Source organism: Pedobacter sp. PLR (assembly GCF_026239675.1).
In the GTDB taxonomy this organism is placed as follows: Bacteria; Bacteroidota; Bacteroidia; order Sphingobacteriales; family Sphingobacteriaceae; genus Pedobacter.
Window position 1 is genome coordinate 155,016 of sequence record NZ_JAPIVQ010000004.1, and the last position, 19,509, is coordinate 174,524.

General features: G+C 41.4%; 15 protein-coding genes. 9 read left to right on the forward strand and 6 right to left on the reverse strand.

The window, feature by feature from the left end:
- Positions 1-5 precede the first annotated feature (5 nt).
- The 3 genes from OQX61_RS11280 to OQX61_RS11290 all read right to left on the reverse strand — a co-directional run bounded on the left by OQX61_RS11280 (position 6) and on the right by OQX61_RS11290 (position 3,402).
- Positions 6-1,274 (reverse strand): TolC family protein, encoded by a 1,269-nt coding sequence (locus tag OQX61_RS11280; protein WP_265841773.1) that lies wholly within the window; start codon positions 1,272-1,274, stop codon positions 6-8.
- A 74-nt stretch (positions 1,275-1,348) separates the two neighbouring features.
- The gene (locus tag OQX61_RS11285) at positions 1,349-2,707 is read right to left on the reverse strand and encodes a HAMP domain-containing sensor histidine kinase (protein ID WP_265841774.1); all 1,359 of its coding nucleotides are present in this window, start codon (positions 2,705-2,707) and stop codon (positions 1,349-1,351) included.
- A gap of 11 nt (positions 2,708-2,718) precedes the next feature.
- Positions 2,719-3,402 (reverse strand): response regulator transcription factor, encoded by a 684-nt coding sequence (locus OQX61_RS11290; RefSeq protein WP_265841775.1) that lies wholly within the window; start codon positions 3,400-3,402, stop codon positions 2,719-2,721.
- 221 nt (positions 3,403-3,623) lie between these two features.
- Between OQX61_RS11290 and OQX61_RS11295 the strand changes: the two genes are divergently transcribed.
- Positions 3,624-4,070, forward strand: a complete 447-nt coding sequence (locus tag OQX61_RS11295; RefSeq protein ID WP_265841776.1) for a KTSC domain-containing protein — start codon at positions 3,624-3,626, stop codon at positions 4,068-4,070.
- Between the two features lie 78 nt (positions 4,071-4,148).
- On the opposite strand, the gene OQX61_RS11300 is transcribed toward OQX61_RS11295, so the two are convergent.
- The gene (locus OQX61_RS11300) at positions 4,149-4,463 is read right to left on the reverse strand and encodes a pyrimidine/purine nucleoside phosphorylase (RefSeq protein ID WP_265841777.1); all 315 of its coding nucleotides are present in this window, start codon (positions 4,461-4,463) and stop codon (positions 4,149-4,151) included.
- 288 nt (positions 4,464-4,751) lie between these two features.
- On the opposite strand from OQX61_RS11300, the gene OQX61_RS11305 reads away from it, so the two are divergent.
- The 4 genes from OQX61_RS11305 to OQX61_RS11320 all read left to right on the forward strand — a co-directional run bounded on the left by OQX61_RS11305 (position 4,752) and on the right by OQX61_RS11320 (position 9,277).
- Positions 4,752-5,708 (forward strand): transporter, encoded by a 957-nt coding sequence (locus OQX61_RS11305; RefSeq protein ID WP_265841779.1) that lies wholly within the window; start codon positions 4,752-4,754, stop codon positions 5,706-5,708.
- A gap of 762 nt (positions 5,709-6,470) precedes the next feature.
- Positions 6,471-6,938, forward strand: a complete 468-nt coding sequence (locus OQX61_RS11310; protein WP_265841780.1) for a GNAT family N-acetyltransferase — start codon at positions 6,471-6,473, stop codon at positions 6,936-6,938.
- Between the two features lie 21 nt (positions 6,939-6,959).
- Positions 6,960-7,412 carry a VOC family protein gene (locus OQX61_RS11315; RefSeq protein WP_265841781.1) on the forward strand — a complete coding sequence of 151 codons (453 nt, stop codon included), beginning with the start codon at positions 6,960-6,962 and terminating at the stop codon, positions 7,410-7,412.
- Between the two features lie 59 nt (positions 7,413-7,471).
- Positions 7,472-9,277, forward strand: a complete 1,806-nt coding sequence (locus OQX61_RS11320; protein WP_265841782.1) for an alpha-L-fucosidase — start codon at positions 7,472-7,474, stop codon at positions 9,275-9,277.
- 63 nt (positions 9,278-9,340) lie between these two features.
- On the opposite strand, the gene OQX61_RS11325 is transcribed toward OQX61_RS11320, so the two are convergent.
- Complete coding sequence (locus tag OQX61_RS11325; RefSeq protein ID WP_265841783.1) at positions 9,341-9,571, reverse strand: hypothetical protein; 231 nt, start codon at positions 9,569-9,571, stop codon at positions 9,341-9,343.
- Between the two features lie 247 nt (positions 9,572-9,818).
- Between OQX61_RS11325 and dinB the strand changes: the two genes are divergently transcribed.
- The 4 genes from dinB to OQX61_RS11345 all read left to right on the forward strand — a co-directional run bounded on the left by dinB (position 9,819) and on the right by OQX61_RS11345 (position 14,991).
- The gene (dinB, locus tag OQX61_RS11330) at positions 9,819-10,976 is read left to right on the forward strand and encodes a DNA polymerase IV (RefSeq protein WP_265841784.1); all 1,158 of its coding nucleotides are present in this window, start codon (positions 9,819-9,821) and stop codon (positions 10,974-10,976) included.
- 3 nt (positions 10,977-10,979) lie between these two features.
- Complete coding sequence (gene dnaE / locus OQX61_RS11335) at positions 10,980-13,922, forward strand: DNA polymerase III subunit alpha (protein ID WP_265841785.1); 2,943 nt, start codon at positions 10,980-10,982, stop codon at positions 13,920-13,922.
- A 39-nt stretch (positions 13,923-13,961) separates the two neighbouring features.
- Positions 13,962-14,540: a GDP-mannose pyrophosphatase NudK gene (gene nudK / locus OQX61_RS11340; RefSeq protein ID WP_265841786.1), complete on the forward strand. Its 579-nt coding sequence runs from the start codon at positions 13,962-13,964 to the stop codon at positions 14,538-14,540.
- Between the two features lie 124 nt (positions 14,541-14,664).
- Entirely contained in the window at positions 14,665-14,991 is a 327-nt protein-coding gene (locus OQX61_RS11345) for a hypothetical protein (RefSeq protein WP_265841787.1), read from the forward strand.
- Positions 14,992-15,202: 211 nt separating this feature from the next.
- On the opposite strand, the gene OQX61_RS11350 is transcribed toward OQX61_RS11345, so the two are convergent.
- A complete protein-coding gene (locus tag OQX61_RS11350; RefSeq protein WP_265841788.1) occupies positions 15,203-19,354 on the reverse strand; it encodes a hybrid sensor histidine kinase/response regulator transcription factor in 4,152 nt (1,383 codons plus the stop codon).
- Positions 19,355-19,509: the final 155 nt, after the last annotated feature.

A 19,509-nucleotide genomic window follows, 5' to 3' on the forward strand; every position in this document is an offset into this window, starting at 1 on the left:
ACCGCTTATTTGAAAATCGTGGAACCGGTAACGTAGTTGATTTCTTCTTTTGCATTCATCCGCTCATATTTCAGCTGGTTCAATTGCAGGGTGTTTTCTTTGTAGGAATCATAGAAATCGAGGAATTCAATCAGACTGATGTTCCTGCTGCGGTAGTTTTTAGTGACTTCCTGAATGAGTTTTGTAAAATCGGTACTGAAATTAAGATCCAGACTTTGGTACAGGCTTTCTGTTCTTAAGGCTGATTTGTAACTGTTATAAACCTCGTTTTCTAATGCATTTTCCTTTTGCCTGAAATTCATATTTCCGGCTTCAATGGCAATTCTGGCCTTTTTGATCTCGCCCTGGTTTCTATTGAAAAGAGGCAAAGGAATTTTGATTCCCAATCCGGTGTATTTTTCCGGATAATTACCTTTCAGGTCATAGCTGAGAGAAAGCTCTACATCGGGAATGGCATTTGCTTTTTGTAGCCTGAGGTTGTTTTCGGCATAGCTGAGCGCTGTTTTTGCCAGTTGCAAATCCGAACGGTTGGCTTTTGCGCTTTCTAACAGCTGTAGATAAGGCTGTTTTTCTAATGAAAAATTCTGCTCGTCTTCGGTGGGTAGCGTAAGTTGTAAGGCAGCATCAGGTTTGACATTGGTCATTACCTTTAAGGAGCTTCCCATATCTTCAATGTCATTGAGCAAGCTGGTGTATTCGTTTTTCAAACTGTAAACCAGAGATTTTATTCGGATGAGGTCTTTGAGCGCGATGTTCCCTAGTTTAAGTTGTTGCTCAGATGCGGCTAGTAATTGTGTTAAAGAATGAATCTGCTGCTCATAAATTGCTGCCGATTGCTGTGCATAATAAGCCTTGTAAAAATCACTGCGCAACTGATAACGTAAGCTACGCATCAAATCGAAATACTCGTATTCGGCCATTTGAACCCCTGTATTGGCCAGTTTGATGTTCTTATTCCTTTTTCCTGCCAGCTTAATCAACTGAGAGATTTGCGCGCTGTATTGTCCGGTAGCCTTAGAAGTTTCCAGAAATCTTTTAGTTTCATGGTTGTAGAAAAGATTCTCATAGCTCAGCTCCGGATTGTCGAAAAGTTTGGCCGTAATGAGTTCTGCTTTCGCTTGTTCCGTTTGGTAATTTTGGGCCAGGAGTTCGTAATTTCCCTTGATAAATAATTGCTCGGCTTCCCGGAGACTAAGTTTTAGGCTATCTTGAGCCATGCCAACCGGGAGGAAGCCCAGTAAGAACAGACTGCTCAGAATTAATTGTCTTTTCATCACCGGCAAAGCTATCCGGAGGGAATTAAAGCCTGATTAAATAGAAATTAAAAGGGGATTAAAATTTAAGTGAGTTAATATTTAGGGAAATGTATTATAAAAGTAGCACCGTGGCCTGGTTCAGAGTTGACCTCTAATTTTCCATTAAACAGGCCGATGATTTTATGCGCCATATACAAGCCCATGCCATTGCCTTCATGCCCGCTTTCAGCGCTAAAGCTATAAAAAGGTTTAAAGATCTCTGGTTGTATCTCTTCGGGGATACCAGGACCTTTATCGCTGATAGAAATGACCGTCTCTTTCGCCTGAATATCCAGCAAACAATGAACATCCTGATTGCCGGAAAATTTAAAAGCATTGGAGATGATATTGTTTAGGGCGATCTCCACCAGGGTAGGGTTGGCCCTGATCAGCAGGTGGGCGGGATCTTCCGGCATATTTTTAATGCCTACGATCAGCTTAGCGCTCCCTTTTTTGTTCCATTCTTCTGATAATGCCCAGAGACTCTCGTCAATCCTGATGTCCTGTAATTCCGGTGCGCCGAATTCCAGATCTGCCTGTGCAAGATTGAGCAGGCCCGTGATGATATTGTCCATCTTTTCGGAATCCTCCATCACTGAAAGTAAAGCTTTTTTATAATCCCCGATTTGTCTTTCCTGGGATAACGTGATTTCGGCACTGATCATCATCCGGGTAACTGGCGTTCTCAGCTCATGCGAAGCATTGGCAATAAAAGTCTTTTGTAAAACGAAAGCCTGTTCCAGATGCTCCATCAGGTTGTTGAAATTTTGGGCAAGCAAATTGATCTCATCCTTATTACTCCCTTCCTGTACCCTGAAATGAAGGTTATTAGATTTGATCTGTTTCACCTCTTCTATAAAAAGATCCAGCGGTTTTAATATCTTTTTGGCGATCCACCTACCGGAAAGCAGCAAGCCAATGAAGATGAAGACAAAAATCATCACCATGATCCTTTGTAATTTTTCTATCCTGACATGTGTACTTTGATCTATTCCTGAGGCAAGGATTACGAAATCACCCTGATTATCTTTATAAAAAATGCCGACTACCTGCCTGTCGCCATCAATAAACTGAATTTTCTTGTTTTTTCTAACCTTCTCAATCGTCTCATGGCTCCAGTATTGCTGGTCATCACCAATAAAAGTGGCGCTGTTGTTGGCATTGTAAATCCGGATTACCTCCCCGTTTAATGCTTCCATGTATTGATTTCTAACGGTATTCAAGGAATCTGCAGAAATCTCATCCGCCTCCAGATAGAGCTTGGCTGTCACCATAGTCCGGTCGGTCAGGCGGTCGAAGAAATCGGCTTCCAAAAACTTGATGAAAGTAAAATAGACCGCGCACAATACCGCCAGTAGCGTTAACGTGCTGATGAGGGTGAAATATAAAGAAAGGCGGTCTTTCAGTTTCATAAATAACGAGCTTATTTCAGTATATAACCCATCCCGATTTTAGTGTGGATCAGCTTTCTGGTGAAACCTTTTTCTATTTTCTTACGCAGGAAATTGATATAAACATCAATTACATTGGTTCCGGTATCAAAACTAATGTCCCAGGCATTTTCTGCAATGTATTGTCGGGAAAGGAGGCGGTTTGGGTTGCGCAAAAACAACTCCAGCAGGGTATGTTCTTTTGCAGTTAGTTCAATCAGTGTTCCAGCTCTTTTGACTTCTTTGCTATAGGTATTCAGTGTGATGTCGTCAAAACTTAGGATATGTTCTTCGGCATTGCCACCTGTTGCACCATGTTGTCTGCGTAACAGGGCTTCGATTCTGGCGACTAACTCCTTGAAATGGAATGGTTTTACCAGGTAATCGTCTGCGCCGGAGTTCAATCCTGTCACCTTATCGTCAATTGTTCCCAATGCGGTGAGCATCAGAATGGGTAGATTTTTATCGCTGTGACGCAATGCTTTACAAACTGCAATACCATTTAATCCGGGCATCATAATGTCCAGAATCACCAGGTGAAAGTCTTGATCTTTAAAGGTTTTCAGGGCTTGCTCCCCATTAGATTCAATGGTAACGAGGTATCCTTGTTCTTCTAATCCGGTTTTTATCAAGCCGGCTATTTTGAGGTCATCTTCTGCTAATCCGATTTTAAACATACCTGAAAAATGGTTTTTGTTGAAGGCACAAATGTAATTTAAAAATAGTCATACTACTTATTTCTTCCTATCTATCAGGGTATCAATTGATTTGTTAATGCCATTTACTATATCTTTCACATAAAAAAGCGTATCTTTGCAAAATATTGTTTCCCTGGAGCAGGAGTAACCTTAAAAAACAGGCTGCTTTTCAAAGACAATTATTGCCATTAAAAATATTTATGAAGAAGATTGTTGACTACAGAAAACTATTAGGTGTACAAAAGGATGCCGAACTAAAAGAATTGAAGACCATTTACAGGAATTTGATGAAAGATTGGCACCCGGATAAATTCCAGGATAGTGAAGAAGCTAAAGCGGAAGCGGAATCTAAAAGCAAGGAAATCATTGAAGCATATCATTTCTTAGTAAGTATTGCTCCGGAAACATTAGAGCTTTCTATTGAAGAATATACGCAAACTACTGCAACTTGCGGTATTGCTGATTACACCTGGGCAGGTTTAGTTTTAACCGTACATTTCCTTGATGGCAGTTCTTATGAGTACTTCGGTGTTCCTAAAGCTGTTTACGTGAAATTGGTTAATGCAGATTCTCCAGGTAGATTCGCACGTCGTCATATCTTCGGTTCATTCCCATACAGAAATATAGCTAAACTTCAGACTGCATAAGCGCAGTTTTTAGTGACATTATATATTTAATTTCCTTAAAAGGGGTTACAGGCAGGGTGCTTTGTAACCCCTTTTTTATTATTCGTAATAGCAGATATAAGCTACATCAGCCCCGCAAATTACTTCGAAAGAACTGCCAGCGGCAACTTCAAACGAATCCTGCGCTTCGTACTTCTTAACACCAATGCCAGGTAACTCAACTTCCATACTTCCGGAAATAACCACCATTTTTTCTGCGGAAGATGTAGAAAACGTATAACTTCCTTTTTTCATCACCCCAAGGGTGGCTTTTCCTGAGGGTGTCTCCATCCCCAGACTTTGAACTTTTCCGTCAAAATATACATTATGGGACACGGTTTCTCTTGCCGGAGCAGCATCATTCTGATTACTCATCGTTTTTTTGTTTTAGTTAAAGGGCTCAATTGGTTTAAATCGGGCTATTGGTTCAGGTTTTTCAGGAGTTTAAATGAACTGTTGCTTAGGGTCTTGAATGATTGTAAACTGGTTTTTTAAACTGCTGGTATAAAACAAATGTATTGAACTTGATTGCAATAAAAGTTAACAGATATAATAAATATAGAGTTTCCTGGAATTTCCATTAAAATTCACAAACAATGTTTATCGATTTGTGTTTTTCAGTACAACGAATAATCTACCCGAATTTTAATAAAAATTAGAACTATGAAAAAATTATTTACTTTAATTTTAGTGGTCTTCTCTTATGTCTCCGCGTTTTCGCAAGGCCATTATACCGGCTCGGCGTTTAATCCCGGAGACTATTTTGCGCCACATGCAGGCTTTATCATCCCCGTTTGGTATGGTTTTGCCGACATGAATTATTACAATGCAGAAGGGAAGCAGTCTGATCGCCTGATCAATCCGGCTCCGGGAAATCCAACCCAACTCGACATTAAGCAGAATGTAAAAACCCACTCTTTTATCCTGATGGCTATTTATGGCGGTAAGGGCAAAATATTGGGTGCAAACTGGGGAATGATGGCCATTCCAATGTTAAACAGTCCGACAGCAAACATTGCCCTGGATTATTATTCTAGTCAAACGGGTTCCGGAAGCTATGTTTTTAAGAATAAAACGGTCGGTTTTGGCGATATGTACGTGCAGCCAGTATGGTTATCCTGGACTAAAGAAAAAATCAGTTATGCCTTTAATTATGGTTTCTGGGCACCTACAGGTAAGTTTAAACCACATGGATTGGATAACGGAGGTTTAGGATACTGGTCGCACAACATTAGAGGAGCGGCAAGATATAAGCCAACTAAAAAAGTTGGGGTAACGGTAGCGACTACCTTTGAAATCAACCAATGGCAAAAAGATATCGACTTTAAAGAAGGAAGTCACCTGACCATCGATATGGGCGGTACTTATTTATTAGATAACAGAGGGGATGAAGTGGGCTTATTTGCACATCATACGACTCAAATCAGCGATGATAAAGGTACGAACGGTGGATTTGCATCCGATCGCATCTATGGTATCGGAGGTTTTGGCTCTTACTGGATTACCCCGAAAAAAATTGGTGTGATGGCAAGGGTAACTCAAAACTTTGCGGCTAAAAACAGATTCTCAGGTACTGCGGTTCAGGTTGGTGTGAATATCCTGATCCCAACAGATCACTAGTCTATTTTATTTTAAGCCTGGCTAATACCAGGGGATTGATTTATATTCTTGTCTCGTTATGGCTTTCTGCCCTGGTCCCTTTGCCGGACTAAAGCAGAAAGCCATTTTTTTTGCCCCGGCGCAGGTAATTTCAATTTTAGGAAGTACAGAAACCTGATTTAACTTATGGTTAATCCCTGGGTCGCCTCCTATACACTCCTTTTATTGACTTATTATCCTTTTGCTCTTGTTTTGCTTTTCTTTTGCCCGGACAAAACAATAGCAAAACAATAGCAAAAGAAAAGCAAAACAATAGCAAAACAATAGCAAAACAGATAGCGGTTTTTTGCCGGTATAAAATAGGTGGAATGAGGGTGTTTCTCTCCCGTTATTTTGCCTGAATTGTTATTTTTAAGCCTGTTTTCTGAAGTTGTTTTGATAAAGAGCTTGAAATATTTAGAGAAATAAAAATTTCTTAATGGTTTTATTATTCTCTTAATTGAAATGTTTGCCAGTGTTTGCTATCTTCATGGCCTGCTGCTGATTAGGGAGATTATAAGCTGGTAATTCTTGAACTGCTTGGCTGATTGAAATATTCCTGTATTTTTACTTTCATCGAATGAGTAGCTTATGTTCATCGGAGAACCAGATTGTTTTTCATGGAAGAACCAGATTAACTTCATGAAATGATCAGTTCACAGTTACCGGATGATTCAAGGGGAGGTAGTAAATGATTCAGCAGGAGATAGTAAATGCTTCAGCAGGAAACAATAAATGATGAATATGGACCACATTAACATTAGAGAACATCAAACCGCCGACAGGGAGCGCATCCTCACTTTGCTAAGATTAAATACGCCAGCCTATTTTTCTGCGGAGGAAGAAGCAGACCTGATCGACTATTTAGACCATTTTGCCGATAATTACTATGTACTGGAAGTAGATGGAGAAGTTCTTGGCTGTGGAGGTTTCAACCTTTCTGAAGATGGAGAAACCGGCAAAATATCCTGGGATATCTTTCATCCCGATAGTCAGGGGAAAGGGTTGGGGACTGCATTAACCCGGTTTAGAATCCAGAAAATTAAAGAAATATCCGGGGTGAAAAGGATCTCCGTCCGGACTTCACAAATGGCTTATCAATTCTATGAGAAATTTGGACTGGAGCTCCGCGAAGTCGTGAAAGACTATTGGGATATGGGTTTTGATTTATACAGACTGGATAGAGATATTGAATTTTTTAATTTAAAATAACCGATGATGAAGCTTTTTACTATGATACTTATTTTTACGTTAGCTAGCCATCCTTTTCAGGACAGCAAGGCACAAACCTCAAAGAAAACGACCCCTGCGATGTTAAATCATATCGCCGTATATGTAACTGATCTGGAAAAGTCGACAGATTTCTATAAAAACACCTTTGAATTTAACCAGATTCCGGAACCTTTTCATGATGGTAAACATACCTGGTTTAGCCTGGGCGCTGCCGGACAACTTCATTTAATTAAAGGAGCTAAAGGCAAAGGAAACTTCGATAAAAATGAACACCTGTGCTTTAGTGTGCCTTCGATCGAACCCTTTATTGAAAAACTAAAAATACAGAACATTGCCTATGAAAACTGGGCTGGTGCAGCGCAAAGCATCACGCTAAGAGTAGATGGCATCAAACAGATTTACTTTCAGGATCCCGACGGGCATTGGCTGGAAGTAAATGATGATCATAAATAAAAAACCTTAGGCAAATACCGGGTACTAAGGAACCTACAAAAACCAAACACAACACACAAATGAAAAAAGTAACTGTAATGGTCGCTCTGCTTTTAACGGCAGGGAGGCTATCTGCTCAGGTAGAATCAAAACCCTATGAAGGGGTGCCTGGTTGGGCGGAAACAAAAGATCAACGGATGAAGTGGTTCAATGATGCCCGCTTCGGGATGTTTATTCACTGGGGGCTGTACAGCGCTGCAGGAGGGTCCTGGAAGGGGAAACAATACCCGCAACACTATGCCGAGTGGATTCAAACCTGGGCAGGTGCGCCGAGCAAGGAATATGCAGCAGAGCTGAAACCAAAGTTTACGGCCTCAAAATTTAATGCCGGAGATTGGGCTGCACTGGCAAAAGAAGCCGGTATGAAATATATGGTGATCACTTCCAGGCACCATGAAGGCTTTAGTATCTTTAATAGTAAACAACCTTATTCTTTAAATAATGAGGTAACCGGTGGCACTAATATCTCGCCAAAAGGAAGAGATTTATATGGAGAAACCGTGGCCGCCTTTAAAAAAGCAGGCTTAAAAACCGGCGCTTACTATTCCCTGCTGGACTGGCAACATCCGGATTCTTACGATAAGTTTGCCGCCAATCCTCCTAAGGAAAACCCTAACTATGAGGTCTACAAAGATTACCTGTACGGACAGATTAAAGAGCTGGCCAATAACTATGGTAAAATGGATATCCTCTGGTTAGATTTCAGTTCAAAAAACAGACAGGGCGAAACCTGGGGTACCAAACGTATCCTGACCGACCTGATCAAATGGCAACCAGGCATCCTGGTGAATAACCGATTCTGGGATGGACTGGAAAATAAAAACGGGGATATGGGAACGCCTGAAAAATATGTTCCGCCAACAGGATTGCCGGGAATGGATTGGGAGGTGAGTCATACGACCAATGAAAGTTATGGCTATAGTGCTCACGATAAAAACTGGAAATCTTATGATAAGATGATGCACCTGTTTATCGAAACGGTAAGTAAAGGTGGTAACTTTTTGCTAAATGTAGGTCCTGATGCCGAAGGAGTAATTCCTGAACCGGCAGTTGCGATTTTAAAGCAAATCGGAACCTGGATGAAAGTCAATAATGAAGCGATTTATGGTACTACTGCCAGCCCTTTCCAGCCTTTAGACTGGGGATATGCAACACAGAAACCAGGGAAAATTTATCTGGAAGTATTTGATGTACCACAGGATGGCGCACTGGAAGTGCCATTGTCTAATGAAGTTTCCAAAGCTTATATCTTAGGTGCTAAAGGGAAGTCTTTAGTGGTAAAGACTACCGCCAAAGGAAAGGTAGTTCAATTGCCGGCAGATTTCTCCGGACCTAAGCCTATGGTAGTCGTTTTGGACATTAAAGGAGTAGCAAAAGTATTAAACAACCGCGTGAGCTCGCTTGCCGATGGAAGAATTCTATTAACTGCAAATCAGGCGAAACTGGTTGGAACCGCTGGTATAAAACTGAAAGGGGCATCAACACATGATCCGAACAGGCCAAATACAATTGCTTTCTGGAGCAACAAATCAGATGCGGCTTATTGGGATATGAAAGTTCAACGCCCTGGTAAGTACAAAGTCATGATCAATTACTTTGCGAATGCTAATACTGGTGGAGAATTGAGTATTTCCCTTGAAAAGAATACCCTAAATTATACCATCCCTGCATCGGAAACCCCGGGTTTCAAAGACGTAGAAGCTGGGATCGTGGATATTTCTCAACAGGCGATAGGAGCTGAATCTTTAAGGTTAGCGCTAAAGCTGTTGAGTGTAAAAGGCCAGTCTATGGCGGAAATCAGCAGCATTACGCTAATCCCTATGTAGGCTATATATATTCTAAATTGTAAGGAGTTAAAAAGGCTGGGAATCTAACGATTTCCGGCCTTTTTATTTAGCCTTATAGGTAACCACACTTACATAAATGGAAACGAAGGCTGCTTTTCGCCCGAATACCGGATGATAAAAAAACTGTGTTTTCAGGGCTTCAGCAGGTTTGGAAATGGGTTTTAAAAGCCAGTTGATGAGCAGAAGGAGCAGGAGGGCGATTATCAATAAACAACTGAACAGCCAGAAATGGAAGTCGGCGGTTAAAATGGTCATAATGTTTAATCGGGTCATAGGCTGATGGTTTAGTACGCTGTTTTAAAGAGATATTTCCTGAGCAGAACTAAAGTACCAGCTTTGCCTGGCCAGCAGGAAAGTAATTGACGAGCAGTCCGCAGGATTACACCAAAGGTTGTTTTTAGTCGATGAATCTCCAGGTGGTAATGGTTTGTTATGGGGTTTTGATTACTAATATAATTAGTAAAATTATAGATTTGTTAAATATTTTAGTATAACTTTGTTGTTATCTAAAAAATATTTCATGACTTCAAATAAGCACATCATCCACATGGATCAGGATGCCTTTTTCGTGTCTGTAGAAGTTCGAAAAGACCCCGGTCTAATTGGGAAACCGGTTATTATTGGCGGGACTTCAGACCGGGGAGTGGTGGCTTCCTGTAGTTACGAAGCCAGGAAGTTCGGGGTACATGCCGCAATGAGTTCCCGGATGGCAAAAATGCTTTGCCCTCATGCGATATTTGTGAAAGGGAATATGGATGCTTATTCTGAAGCATCTTTTCAAATTACGGAGATCTTAAGGGAACGCGTCCCTTTAATAGAAAAAGCAAGCATAGACGAGCATTATATCGACATGACGGGGATGGACCGTTTTCATGGGACACTTCAATATGCCCATGAACTCCGTAAAACGGTGATTAAAGAAACCGGATTGCCCATTTCTTTTGGATTATCAGTCAATAAAACGGTCTCTAAGATGGCCACCAATGAGTGTAAGCCCAATGGGGAACTGGATGTGAAGCCTTTTGAAGTACAGAATTTTCTGAATCCTTTATCCATTCGCAAGATCCCCGGACTCGGAGAAAAAACCTTTGTGAAGCTGAGTGATATGGGGATTAAAAAGATCCATACCCTGACACAGATCCATCCCGATCAGATGAATAGTATTTTAGGGAAAAATGGGCTGGCGCTATTGCAAAAGGCAAAAGGAATTGATAATTCGCCGGTCATTCCTTATCAGGAGCAAAAAAGTATTGGTACACAGTGTACATTTAAAGCGGATACCATTGATGTAGATACCATCAATAACCTGATCACCTCGATGGTGATGGATCTGGCTTTCGACCTTCGCCAGAAGAAAAAACTAACTGCCTGTATTACAGTCACCATTCGCTATGCGAATTTCGAGGACGTAACCAAACAGGCCACCATTTCTTATACTTCCCTGGATAACGTGTTGATTCTGAAGGCAAAAGAATTGTTTCGCCAGGTATATCAGAAACGAATGTTGCTGCGCCTGGTCGGGGTACGGCTTTCTAACTTGGTAACCGGACATGAACAGATCGATTTATACAGCGAATCTCAGGAGCAATACAGCCTGTATCAGGCATTAGATAAGATTAGGAACCGTTTTGGAGATAAAGCCATTAAACTGGCTTCTACCTTGAACATAGATTTATAGGCCATGTATTTGAATGTGCATTCTCAGTATAGCCTGCGTTACGGGACAATGTCTATTCCTAAGTTGATAGAAGAAGCGCTGGCATTGGGCATCACACAACTGGTGCTCACAGACATCAACAACTCTACCGGTCTGATGGAATTTATGCGTACCTGCGATGGGAAAGGGATTAAACCGATTGGAGGGATAGAATTTAGAAGGGATAAAAAGCTGCTTTATATCGGCATTGCCAAAAATAAAGAGGGGATGAAGGAGCTGAATGATTTTCTGACGGCGCATAACCTGGAGCAAAAAGCGCTGCCGGATACAGCCCCGGAAATGCAGAACGCCTATATTATTTATCCCTTTGGTTATGCGGAACCGCTAAAAACCAGAGAATATCTGGGCATTCATTTTGACGAGCTTCAGCTGTTATACCAGAAAGATTTGTCAGCGATAAAAGATAAGTTGTTGGCTTTGCAGCCGGTATTTGTGGCCGATAAATTAGGCTACCGCCTGCACGAATACCTTCGCGGAATCGACCTGAATGCTTTGCTAACCATGGTAAGTCCGGACGATAAGTGTAGAAGTACCGATATGTTCCTTCTCCCCGGCGTGCTGGAAAGTCGCTTTAATAAGTATGCTTTTATCCTCGATAATACCCGGAATCTGATGAATACCTGCGTGATGGATTACCCAAAAGGGCGGGTTAACCTGAACAGGAGGACTTTTACGGGGAGAAAAGAAGACGATAAGGCCTTGCTTTATAAGCTGGCAATGGAGGGACTGGTATTCCGGTATGGTAAAAATAACCGTGCTGCATTAAATAAGGTGAAGGAGGAACTCAAAGTGATTGACGACCTGGATTTTTGTGCTTATTTTTTGATTACCTGGGATATTATCCGCTATTCCATGGCAAAAGGGTATTACCATGTAGGCCGGGGTTCCGGCGCCAATAGTACGGTGGCATATTGCCTGCGGATTACCGATGTAGATCCTATTGAACTGGATCTTTATTTTGAGCGCTTCCTCAATGCGCAACGTACTTCTCCTCCGGATTTTGATATTGATTATTCCTGGGATGAAAGGGAAGATGTGCAGGATTATATATTTAAGCGGTATGGAAAGGCCCATACGGCGCTGTTGGGTACGATGTCTACGTTCAAAGACCGGAGTGTAATCCGGGAAATCGGAAAGGTGATGGGTTTACCAAAAGCAGAGATTGATAGTTTTACCGACCGTACGCAAATGGCCGCCAATCAGGATCATCCGACTTTTAAAAAGATCATGGCTGCTTATGCGATGATGGCAGATATGCCAAATCAGCGTTCTATTCATGCAGGAGGGGTGTTGATTTCGGAGGAGCCAATTACCTATTATACGGCATTGGACTTACCTCCAAAAGGGATGCCTACCGTACAATGGGATATGTATGAGGCCGAGAAAATCGGTTTCGATAAATACGATATTTTGAGTCAGCGGGGGATAGGTCACATTAAAGAGGCCGTTCGTTTGGTGGAGGAAAACCTGCAACATAAAATTGATGTGCACCAGGTGAAGGCATTTATGGAAGATCCGAAACTTAATGCGCGTTTGCAAACGGGTAATACGATTGGCTGTTTCTATATCGAGTCGCCGGCAATGCGGCAGTTGCTAAGCAAACTGCGCTGCGAAAATTACCTGACACTGGTGGCGGCCAGTTCAATCATTCGCCCGGGAGTGGCACAGTCGGGCATGATGAAAACGTATATCCAGAGTTATCATGATCCTAAAAATGTTAAATACCTGCACCCGGTGATGAAGGAGACACTTGGCGATACTTTTGGCGTGATGGTGTATCAGGAAGATGTGATCAAAGTATGTATTCATTATGCCGGAATGGATGGGACCGATGCCGATATTCTGAGAAGAGGAATGAGTGGGAAATATCGCTCCAGAACAGAATTTGACAAGTTGGTAGAGACGTTTATGGAAGGTTCAAAAGCGCTGGGAAGGCCGGAAGAGGTGACTAAAGAGGTATGGCGACAAGTATCTTCCTTTGCCGGATATAGTTTTTCTAAAGCGCATTCTGCAAGTTTTGCCGTAGAGAGTTATCAGAGCTTATACCTGAAAACGTATTTCCCCAGAGAGTTTATGGTGGGTGTACTCAATAATTACGGCGGCTTTTATTCCAGGTGGGTGTATGTGCATGAACTGAAAAGTGCAGGCGCAGAAATTAATCTGCCTTGTGTAAATCATAGTTTAGAGGCAGTTTCTATCAAAGGAACAGCAGCATATCTTGGTTTTATCGGCATTCAGGGGTTGGAAACTAAATTCATCACGCTGATCCCCGAAGAAAGAAAACGGAATGGGGATTACACCGGACTGGAAGATCTGGTAAAACGGACAGGAATAGGTCTGGAGCAAGCCATTATTTTGATCCGTATAGGGGCCCTGCGCTTTACCGCTAAGAGTAAAAAAGTATTGCTTTGGGAAGTGCATTTGCTTTTAGGTGGCAAGACGAAACAGGTTCAGGGTGCAGAGTTGTTTGAGGTTGCAGCGAAACATTATGAGCTTCCTGAGCTCCTCAATACCCGATTGGAAGATGCTTATCATGAGTTGGAATTGCTGGGCTTTCCACTGAGCCTGTCTATGTTTGATTTGTTGCAGACCAGTTATCGCGGGGATCTTTGTACCGCAGATTTAACCCGGCATCTGGGGAAGACAGTGAAAATGGTGGGACAGTATGTCTGTGAGAAGACCGTCCACATGAAGAATAATAAGAAGATGTGGTTCGGCACTTTTCTGGATTCCGCAGGGAATTTCTTTGATACCACGCATTTTCCGACAACAACCCCTGTTTATCCCTTTAGAGGTACAGGTTGTTATTTGATTCTGGGAAAGGTGGTTTCCGATTTTGGCTTCCCCAGTATAGAGGTGATGCGATTTGCGAAATTACCCATTGTTGGCAATCCGGTGATGGCGTAAAAGATGTAGATTTGGGCTTACCCTAATTACTATTTAGCTATGATTAATGATGTGAAGATCCTGGAAACAGAAGTGCTTTCCGACAATTGGTATACCCTGCGAAAAATAACTTATGAGTACCTGAAAAAAGATGGCAGCAAACAAGTACAAAGCAGAGAGGCCTACGATAGGGGTAATGGTGCAGTAATCCTGCTTTACAATAAGGAATTGCGTAAGGTGATCCTCACCAGACAATTTCGCCTCCCTACTTTTTTAAATGGCAATGAATCCGGATTGTTAATCGAAGCTTGTGCAGGTTTGCTGGACACCGATAATCCGGAAGATTGTATCAAAAGAGAAACAGAAGAAGAAACCGGTTACCAGATTACAGAAGTGAAAAAGGTTTTTGAAGCGTACATGTCGCCGGGTTCTGTGACAGAAATTCTATACTTTTTCGTGGCAGAGTATAATCAGTCGATGAAAGTGAATGAGGGTGGAGGATTGGAACATGAAGAAGAAAATATTGAGGTATTGGAAATGGATATAGAAGAAGCAATGAAAATGATGGAAAGTGGAGAGATTAAAGACGCGAAAACGATTATGTTATTACAATATGTGAGACTGCATCAATTGTTGTAATGAGATTTAAGATTGTCTGAGCTAACGTTATGTTATTTTGTTGAAGTTTTTATGTTATTGTAATAAACATTTGTTACTATTATGTAATAATATTTAACTACATTTGAAATTAAAATTATTTCTAATGAAAAAAAACGTTACTCTACTAAGCTGTTTAACAGTTGTTCTTTTAATGTCGTCTTGCTATACAGCTAAAGTTGCTCATGGAACTCTAACAACTGACTCTCCTGTTGTTAAAGTTAACAGCAAAAAAAACCATGCACTTATTGAAGGATTAGTGCCTTTGGGTGATGGTTATGCCGCAAAAAAATACGTTGGTGATAGAACCAATTATGTAACTAAAAGTCAGATTACTTTTGTTGATGGTTTATTAAGAGTGATCACTCTTGGTATCTATACTCCATCTACAACTACTTTCTATGTGCCTTTAAGTGATGTAACTTCAAAATAAGAAGAAACATTGCTGTAAAGCTCATAAAAAACTGACCGATAGGTTTGATTAATGAGTTCAATTCAAAATAGCCATCAAATTAAATTTTGATGGCTATTTTGTTTTCTATGGTTTTATTTTTATACTGGTGTCCATAGGTTATTTGCATTTTATCAATGCGGCCATGGAGAAATGGCGTGGCTATGGCCTGGGAATTCCTCTTCGGCTTTTTTTATGCGCCATCGTGTAGGTTATTGATAAATACCCTGGGGGTAACACCGTATTGCTTTTTAAACTCTCTACTAAAGTATTTGGGGTCATTGAACCCGACCAGGTATGAGATTTCTGAGATAGTATAGACTTTATGCTCCAACAGCTGCGCTGCTTTTTTCAGGCGGATGGTTTTAATAAAATCATTTACCGACAGATCGGTAATGGCTCTTATTTTTTTATACAATATGGGTTGGCTCATGCCCAGTTCGCCCGCAAGTTCGGGAACACCAACATCCTGGTTTGCCAGGTTTGATTCAATATATTCCATGACTTTTTCCAGGAAAACCTGGTCTGTGGAGCCGATCACCATATTTTGTGGTTGTAAGGTGATCTCCCGGGCATATTTCTCTCGCATCATTACCCTGGACTGTAATAAGTTTTTGACGTGTAATTCTAGTAAGGCAGTGCTGAAAGGTTTGGTGATATAAATATCCGCGCCTGTTTCTAAACCGCTCACCTGGTGTACATGGGAAGATCTGGCCGTCAGTAAGATCACTGGAATATGGCTCGTACGTTCGTCTGTTTTTAGCTTCCGGCACAATTCCAACCCATCCATTACCGGCATCATAATGTCGCAAATGATCAGGTCTGGCAGCAACTCTATAGCCGCTTCCCAGCCTTTTAGTCCATTTAGGCTTTCTTCCACCTGATATTGTGGTTTCATGAGGTTCGCAATCAAGTCACGGATTTCGGGATTGTCTTCCACAATTAATATGGTTTCTTTAACCGTCGGGTATGATTTTCCGGTTTCAGCAGACCGGGAACCGGCAGTTTCCGTTTCCTGTTTTTCTTCTGATACAGCAACAGCGGCAACAGAAATAGCAGAACCAGCAGCGGCAAATAAGGAAATTGGGTGCTCATGGCTTTGATTTTCCTGGAGCTGTTCAGGTTTGAAATGGGCTTTGCCTTTTTTCAGCTTTACGGTAAAACAAGTATCTCCGGCTTTTACAGCTGTTGCCAGATTGCTTTCAATGCCAATTTTTCCATGATGTGCTTCCACTACACTTTTGGAAAGTGCCAGTCCAATTCCAGACCCGATGTGATTAGAACCTTGCTCATCTACCTGGAAAAAGTTACTGAATAGTTTATTCTGACTTTCGTAGGGGATACCCTTTCCATTGTCACGCACCTTGATCTCTACATATTCCGCCTGATCATCAATAGAAAGGGAAATGGCCCCCTCATCATCAGTAAATTTGAAGGCATTACTGAGCAGGTTGAACAATACCTTTTCCATTTGTACTTTATCAAAATACAGCGGGATAGGATCGTTGCTGTTCTCAAATATATACCGGATATTTCTGCTAATGGCCAGGTGCTGAAAAGCAAAAAAGATCTCTTTACTGAAACTGACGATATTTTCCATGCTGATATTGAGCTTTAGATAGCCGGAATCTGCTTTTCTAAAATCCATTAATTCGGTAATCAACCGCATTAGCCGGTCGGCATTGTTTTTAATGGGAACTACCTGTTTATGGAGATCCTGCTGGCCCTCTGTGCTTTTCAACAGGTTCTCTAAGGGGCCGAGAATGAGGGTAAGGGGCGTTCTTATTTCATGGGATATATTGGTGAAGAAGCTCAGTTTCATCTGTTGGATGTCTTCCGATCTTTTGAGTAATGCCCGGATAATGAGGTAGCGCACGCTCAGGAATAAAATGACTGAAATGATTAATGCATACACACAATAGGCCCACCAGCTGGCCCAGATAGGAGGTAGGATATGAATATCAATGCTTGCCAGACTGCCGCCAGGTATCCCGTCATTATTTTTTCCTTTGACCAGAAATGTATAAGATCCGGAAGGTAAATTCGTATAAGTAGCAGAGGGATTGTTGACCTCATTCCATTCCTCATCATAATTCTCGAGCTTATAGGAATACCTGTTTTTATCAGGTTTGATGTAGTTTAATAATGCAAAGCCAATCGTAAAGTGATTTTGATCGTGTTTGAAAGTGATGCGCTTACTACTGCTGATGTCTTCTTTTAGCAGATGATCGGCACCATTTACCGTCACGGGTTTATTAAATAACTTCAGTCCGGTGAAAATTATCGGGTTAGTTTGGTGGTTGATTTCTATTTGCTTTGGATAAAAGGACGTCAGGCCATTATATCCACCAAAGAAAAGCTCACCACGGCTGTCCTTGAAATAAGATCTGACATTAAAATCATTTCCTGCAAGGCCATCGCTCTTGGTATAGATCCTGAAAGTTTGTGTTTTTTGATCGAATTTTGATAAGCCATGATCAGTACTGATCCATAAATTATGACTGTCATCTTCAATAATTCCCAATACATTATTATTGGAAAGGCCTTCTTTTTCGGTATAGGTTTTAAATTTTCCTGTTTTATGATTGTAAATGCTTAGTCCGCCAAAATAGGTGCCGATCGCCATATTTCCACTGGAAGTTTGTACGATGCAGTTGATGTAATCCGACTGAAGCTTTGTGGGGTTCCCCTTTTCTTTTGAGAAAGACCGGAGATTCCTTGCGTTTAAATGATAAGCATATAAGCCGGCCTGAGTACCTATCCAAAGGTTTTTGTCGCGATCCTCATAGAGGAATTGGATTCTTTTGTTTTGTAGTTTACGCTCTACCGGACTTTTTGTGGTTTGTGATTCATAACGGCCATTTACCATTTTTAACAGGTTGAGGCCGCTATAAGTACCCACCCAGATATTTTGGTCGCTGGCAGGGCATAAGGCAATAATCTCGGCTGTACTTGTGGTGTTGCGGCTGTCTTTAATATTGACGATGTGCCGGAAGGTCTTTGTAGTCGTATTGAAAATATTTAATCCCCCGTGGTGGGTTCCGATCAGTAAATTCCCCGCCTTGTCCTTGCAAATGGTTTTTATTAAGTTGGAGGTTAGGCTCTCCTTATCATTCAGGTTGATTTTATAGGCAGTATAGGTGTTGTTTTTGCGGTTGAAGTAGTTTAAACCGCCACCTTCCGTTCCGATCCAGAGGTTCTGCCGGGCATCCTCCACGATAGAACTTACAATATTGCTGCTGATGCTTGGCTTTATTCTGCTGTTTTTGAACGCATGGAATTGTGTAGAAAAGGGATGAATTAGGTTCACCCCTCCATAAAAGGTGCCAATCCAAATGCTATTGTTGCGGTCCTGATAAATACTATGTAGGGAATTATGGCTTAAACTGCCTTTTTGCTCCGGATCATGAAGGTAATTGTTAAATGTTTTTTGTTGTGGATCCAATATGCTCAATCCTTCCTGCGTACCAATCCATAACGTTCCATCTTTGTTCAACATAATTTCTCTGATGTCGTTATGTACTATAGAGTTGCTGTTTTCGCTACGTTTATAGGTCATAAATGACCGGCTTTCAGGTTGAAAAAGGTTTAGGCCATTATCGGTGCCAATCCATAAATTTTGCTGTTTGTCGGTTTGCAGACTGGTGATGTAATTGGAGCTGATGGTTCCTGGTTTACCGCCCTGATATTGGAAAATCTCATAGCTTAATTTCCCAGGTTTGAGGTTCATGTAGATTAACCCATTGAGGGTAGCCAGCCAAACCGCGCCGTTTTTCTGACGAAGTATAGAATAAATACTGTTTATCCCACGATGGTTAGGCTTTTCATTAAATAAAAAAGACTTAAACTCATTTTTATTGCGGTCTGTCAGCAGGTTTGCTCCACGCAGGGTAGCCACCCAGATATTTCCTTGTGGATCTTCGTAAATGTGTTCTATACTATTGCTGCTGATGCCTTTCTTGTTTTTTGGATGATAGAAGATCCGGTTGAAGGCATCTTTCTTTGCATCGTACCTGTTTAGGCCATTGACTGTTCCCACCCATAGTGTACCTTTTGAATCGCTGAGGGTGGCAGTAATCTCATCGCTGGAAAGACTATTCGTGTCTTTAGGGTTGTTTTTGTAGATTTTAAACTGGTACCCGTCGTATCGGTTCAATCCATGTTTGGTGCCAAACCAAAGCAGCTGTTGCTGGTCCTGACTGATAGACATGACGGAGTTTTGCGATAAGCCATGTTCCAGTGTCAGGTTGCTGAAACGCATCTGTTGCTGAGCGCAGACCATTGCTGGTAATAAAACAAGAAAGGAAAGCAATGCCATGCAAAAGCTCCTTTTAATGAATCTCATGATTGTTCCCTCCCCCGGGTTTATTATTGGTTAGTAATTAAAGCTATGAATATCTGATTATTCATCCTTATGTGCGACGAAATATCGTTCATTTAAAGCTAAAAGCCCCTGTTTTTTGATTTTTCTACCTTTTCTTTTAGAATAATCATCTTTTT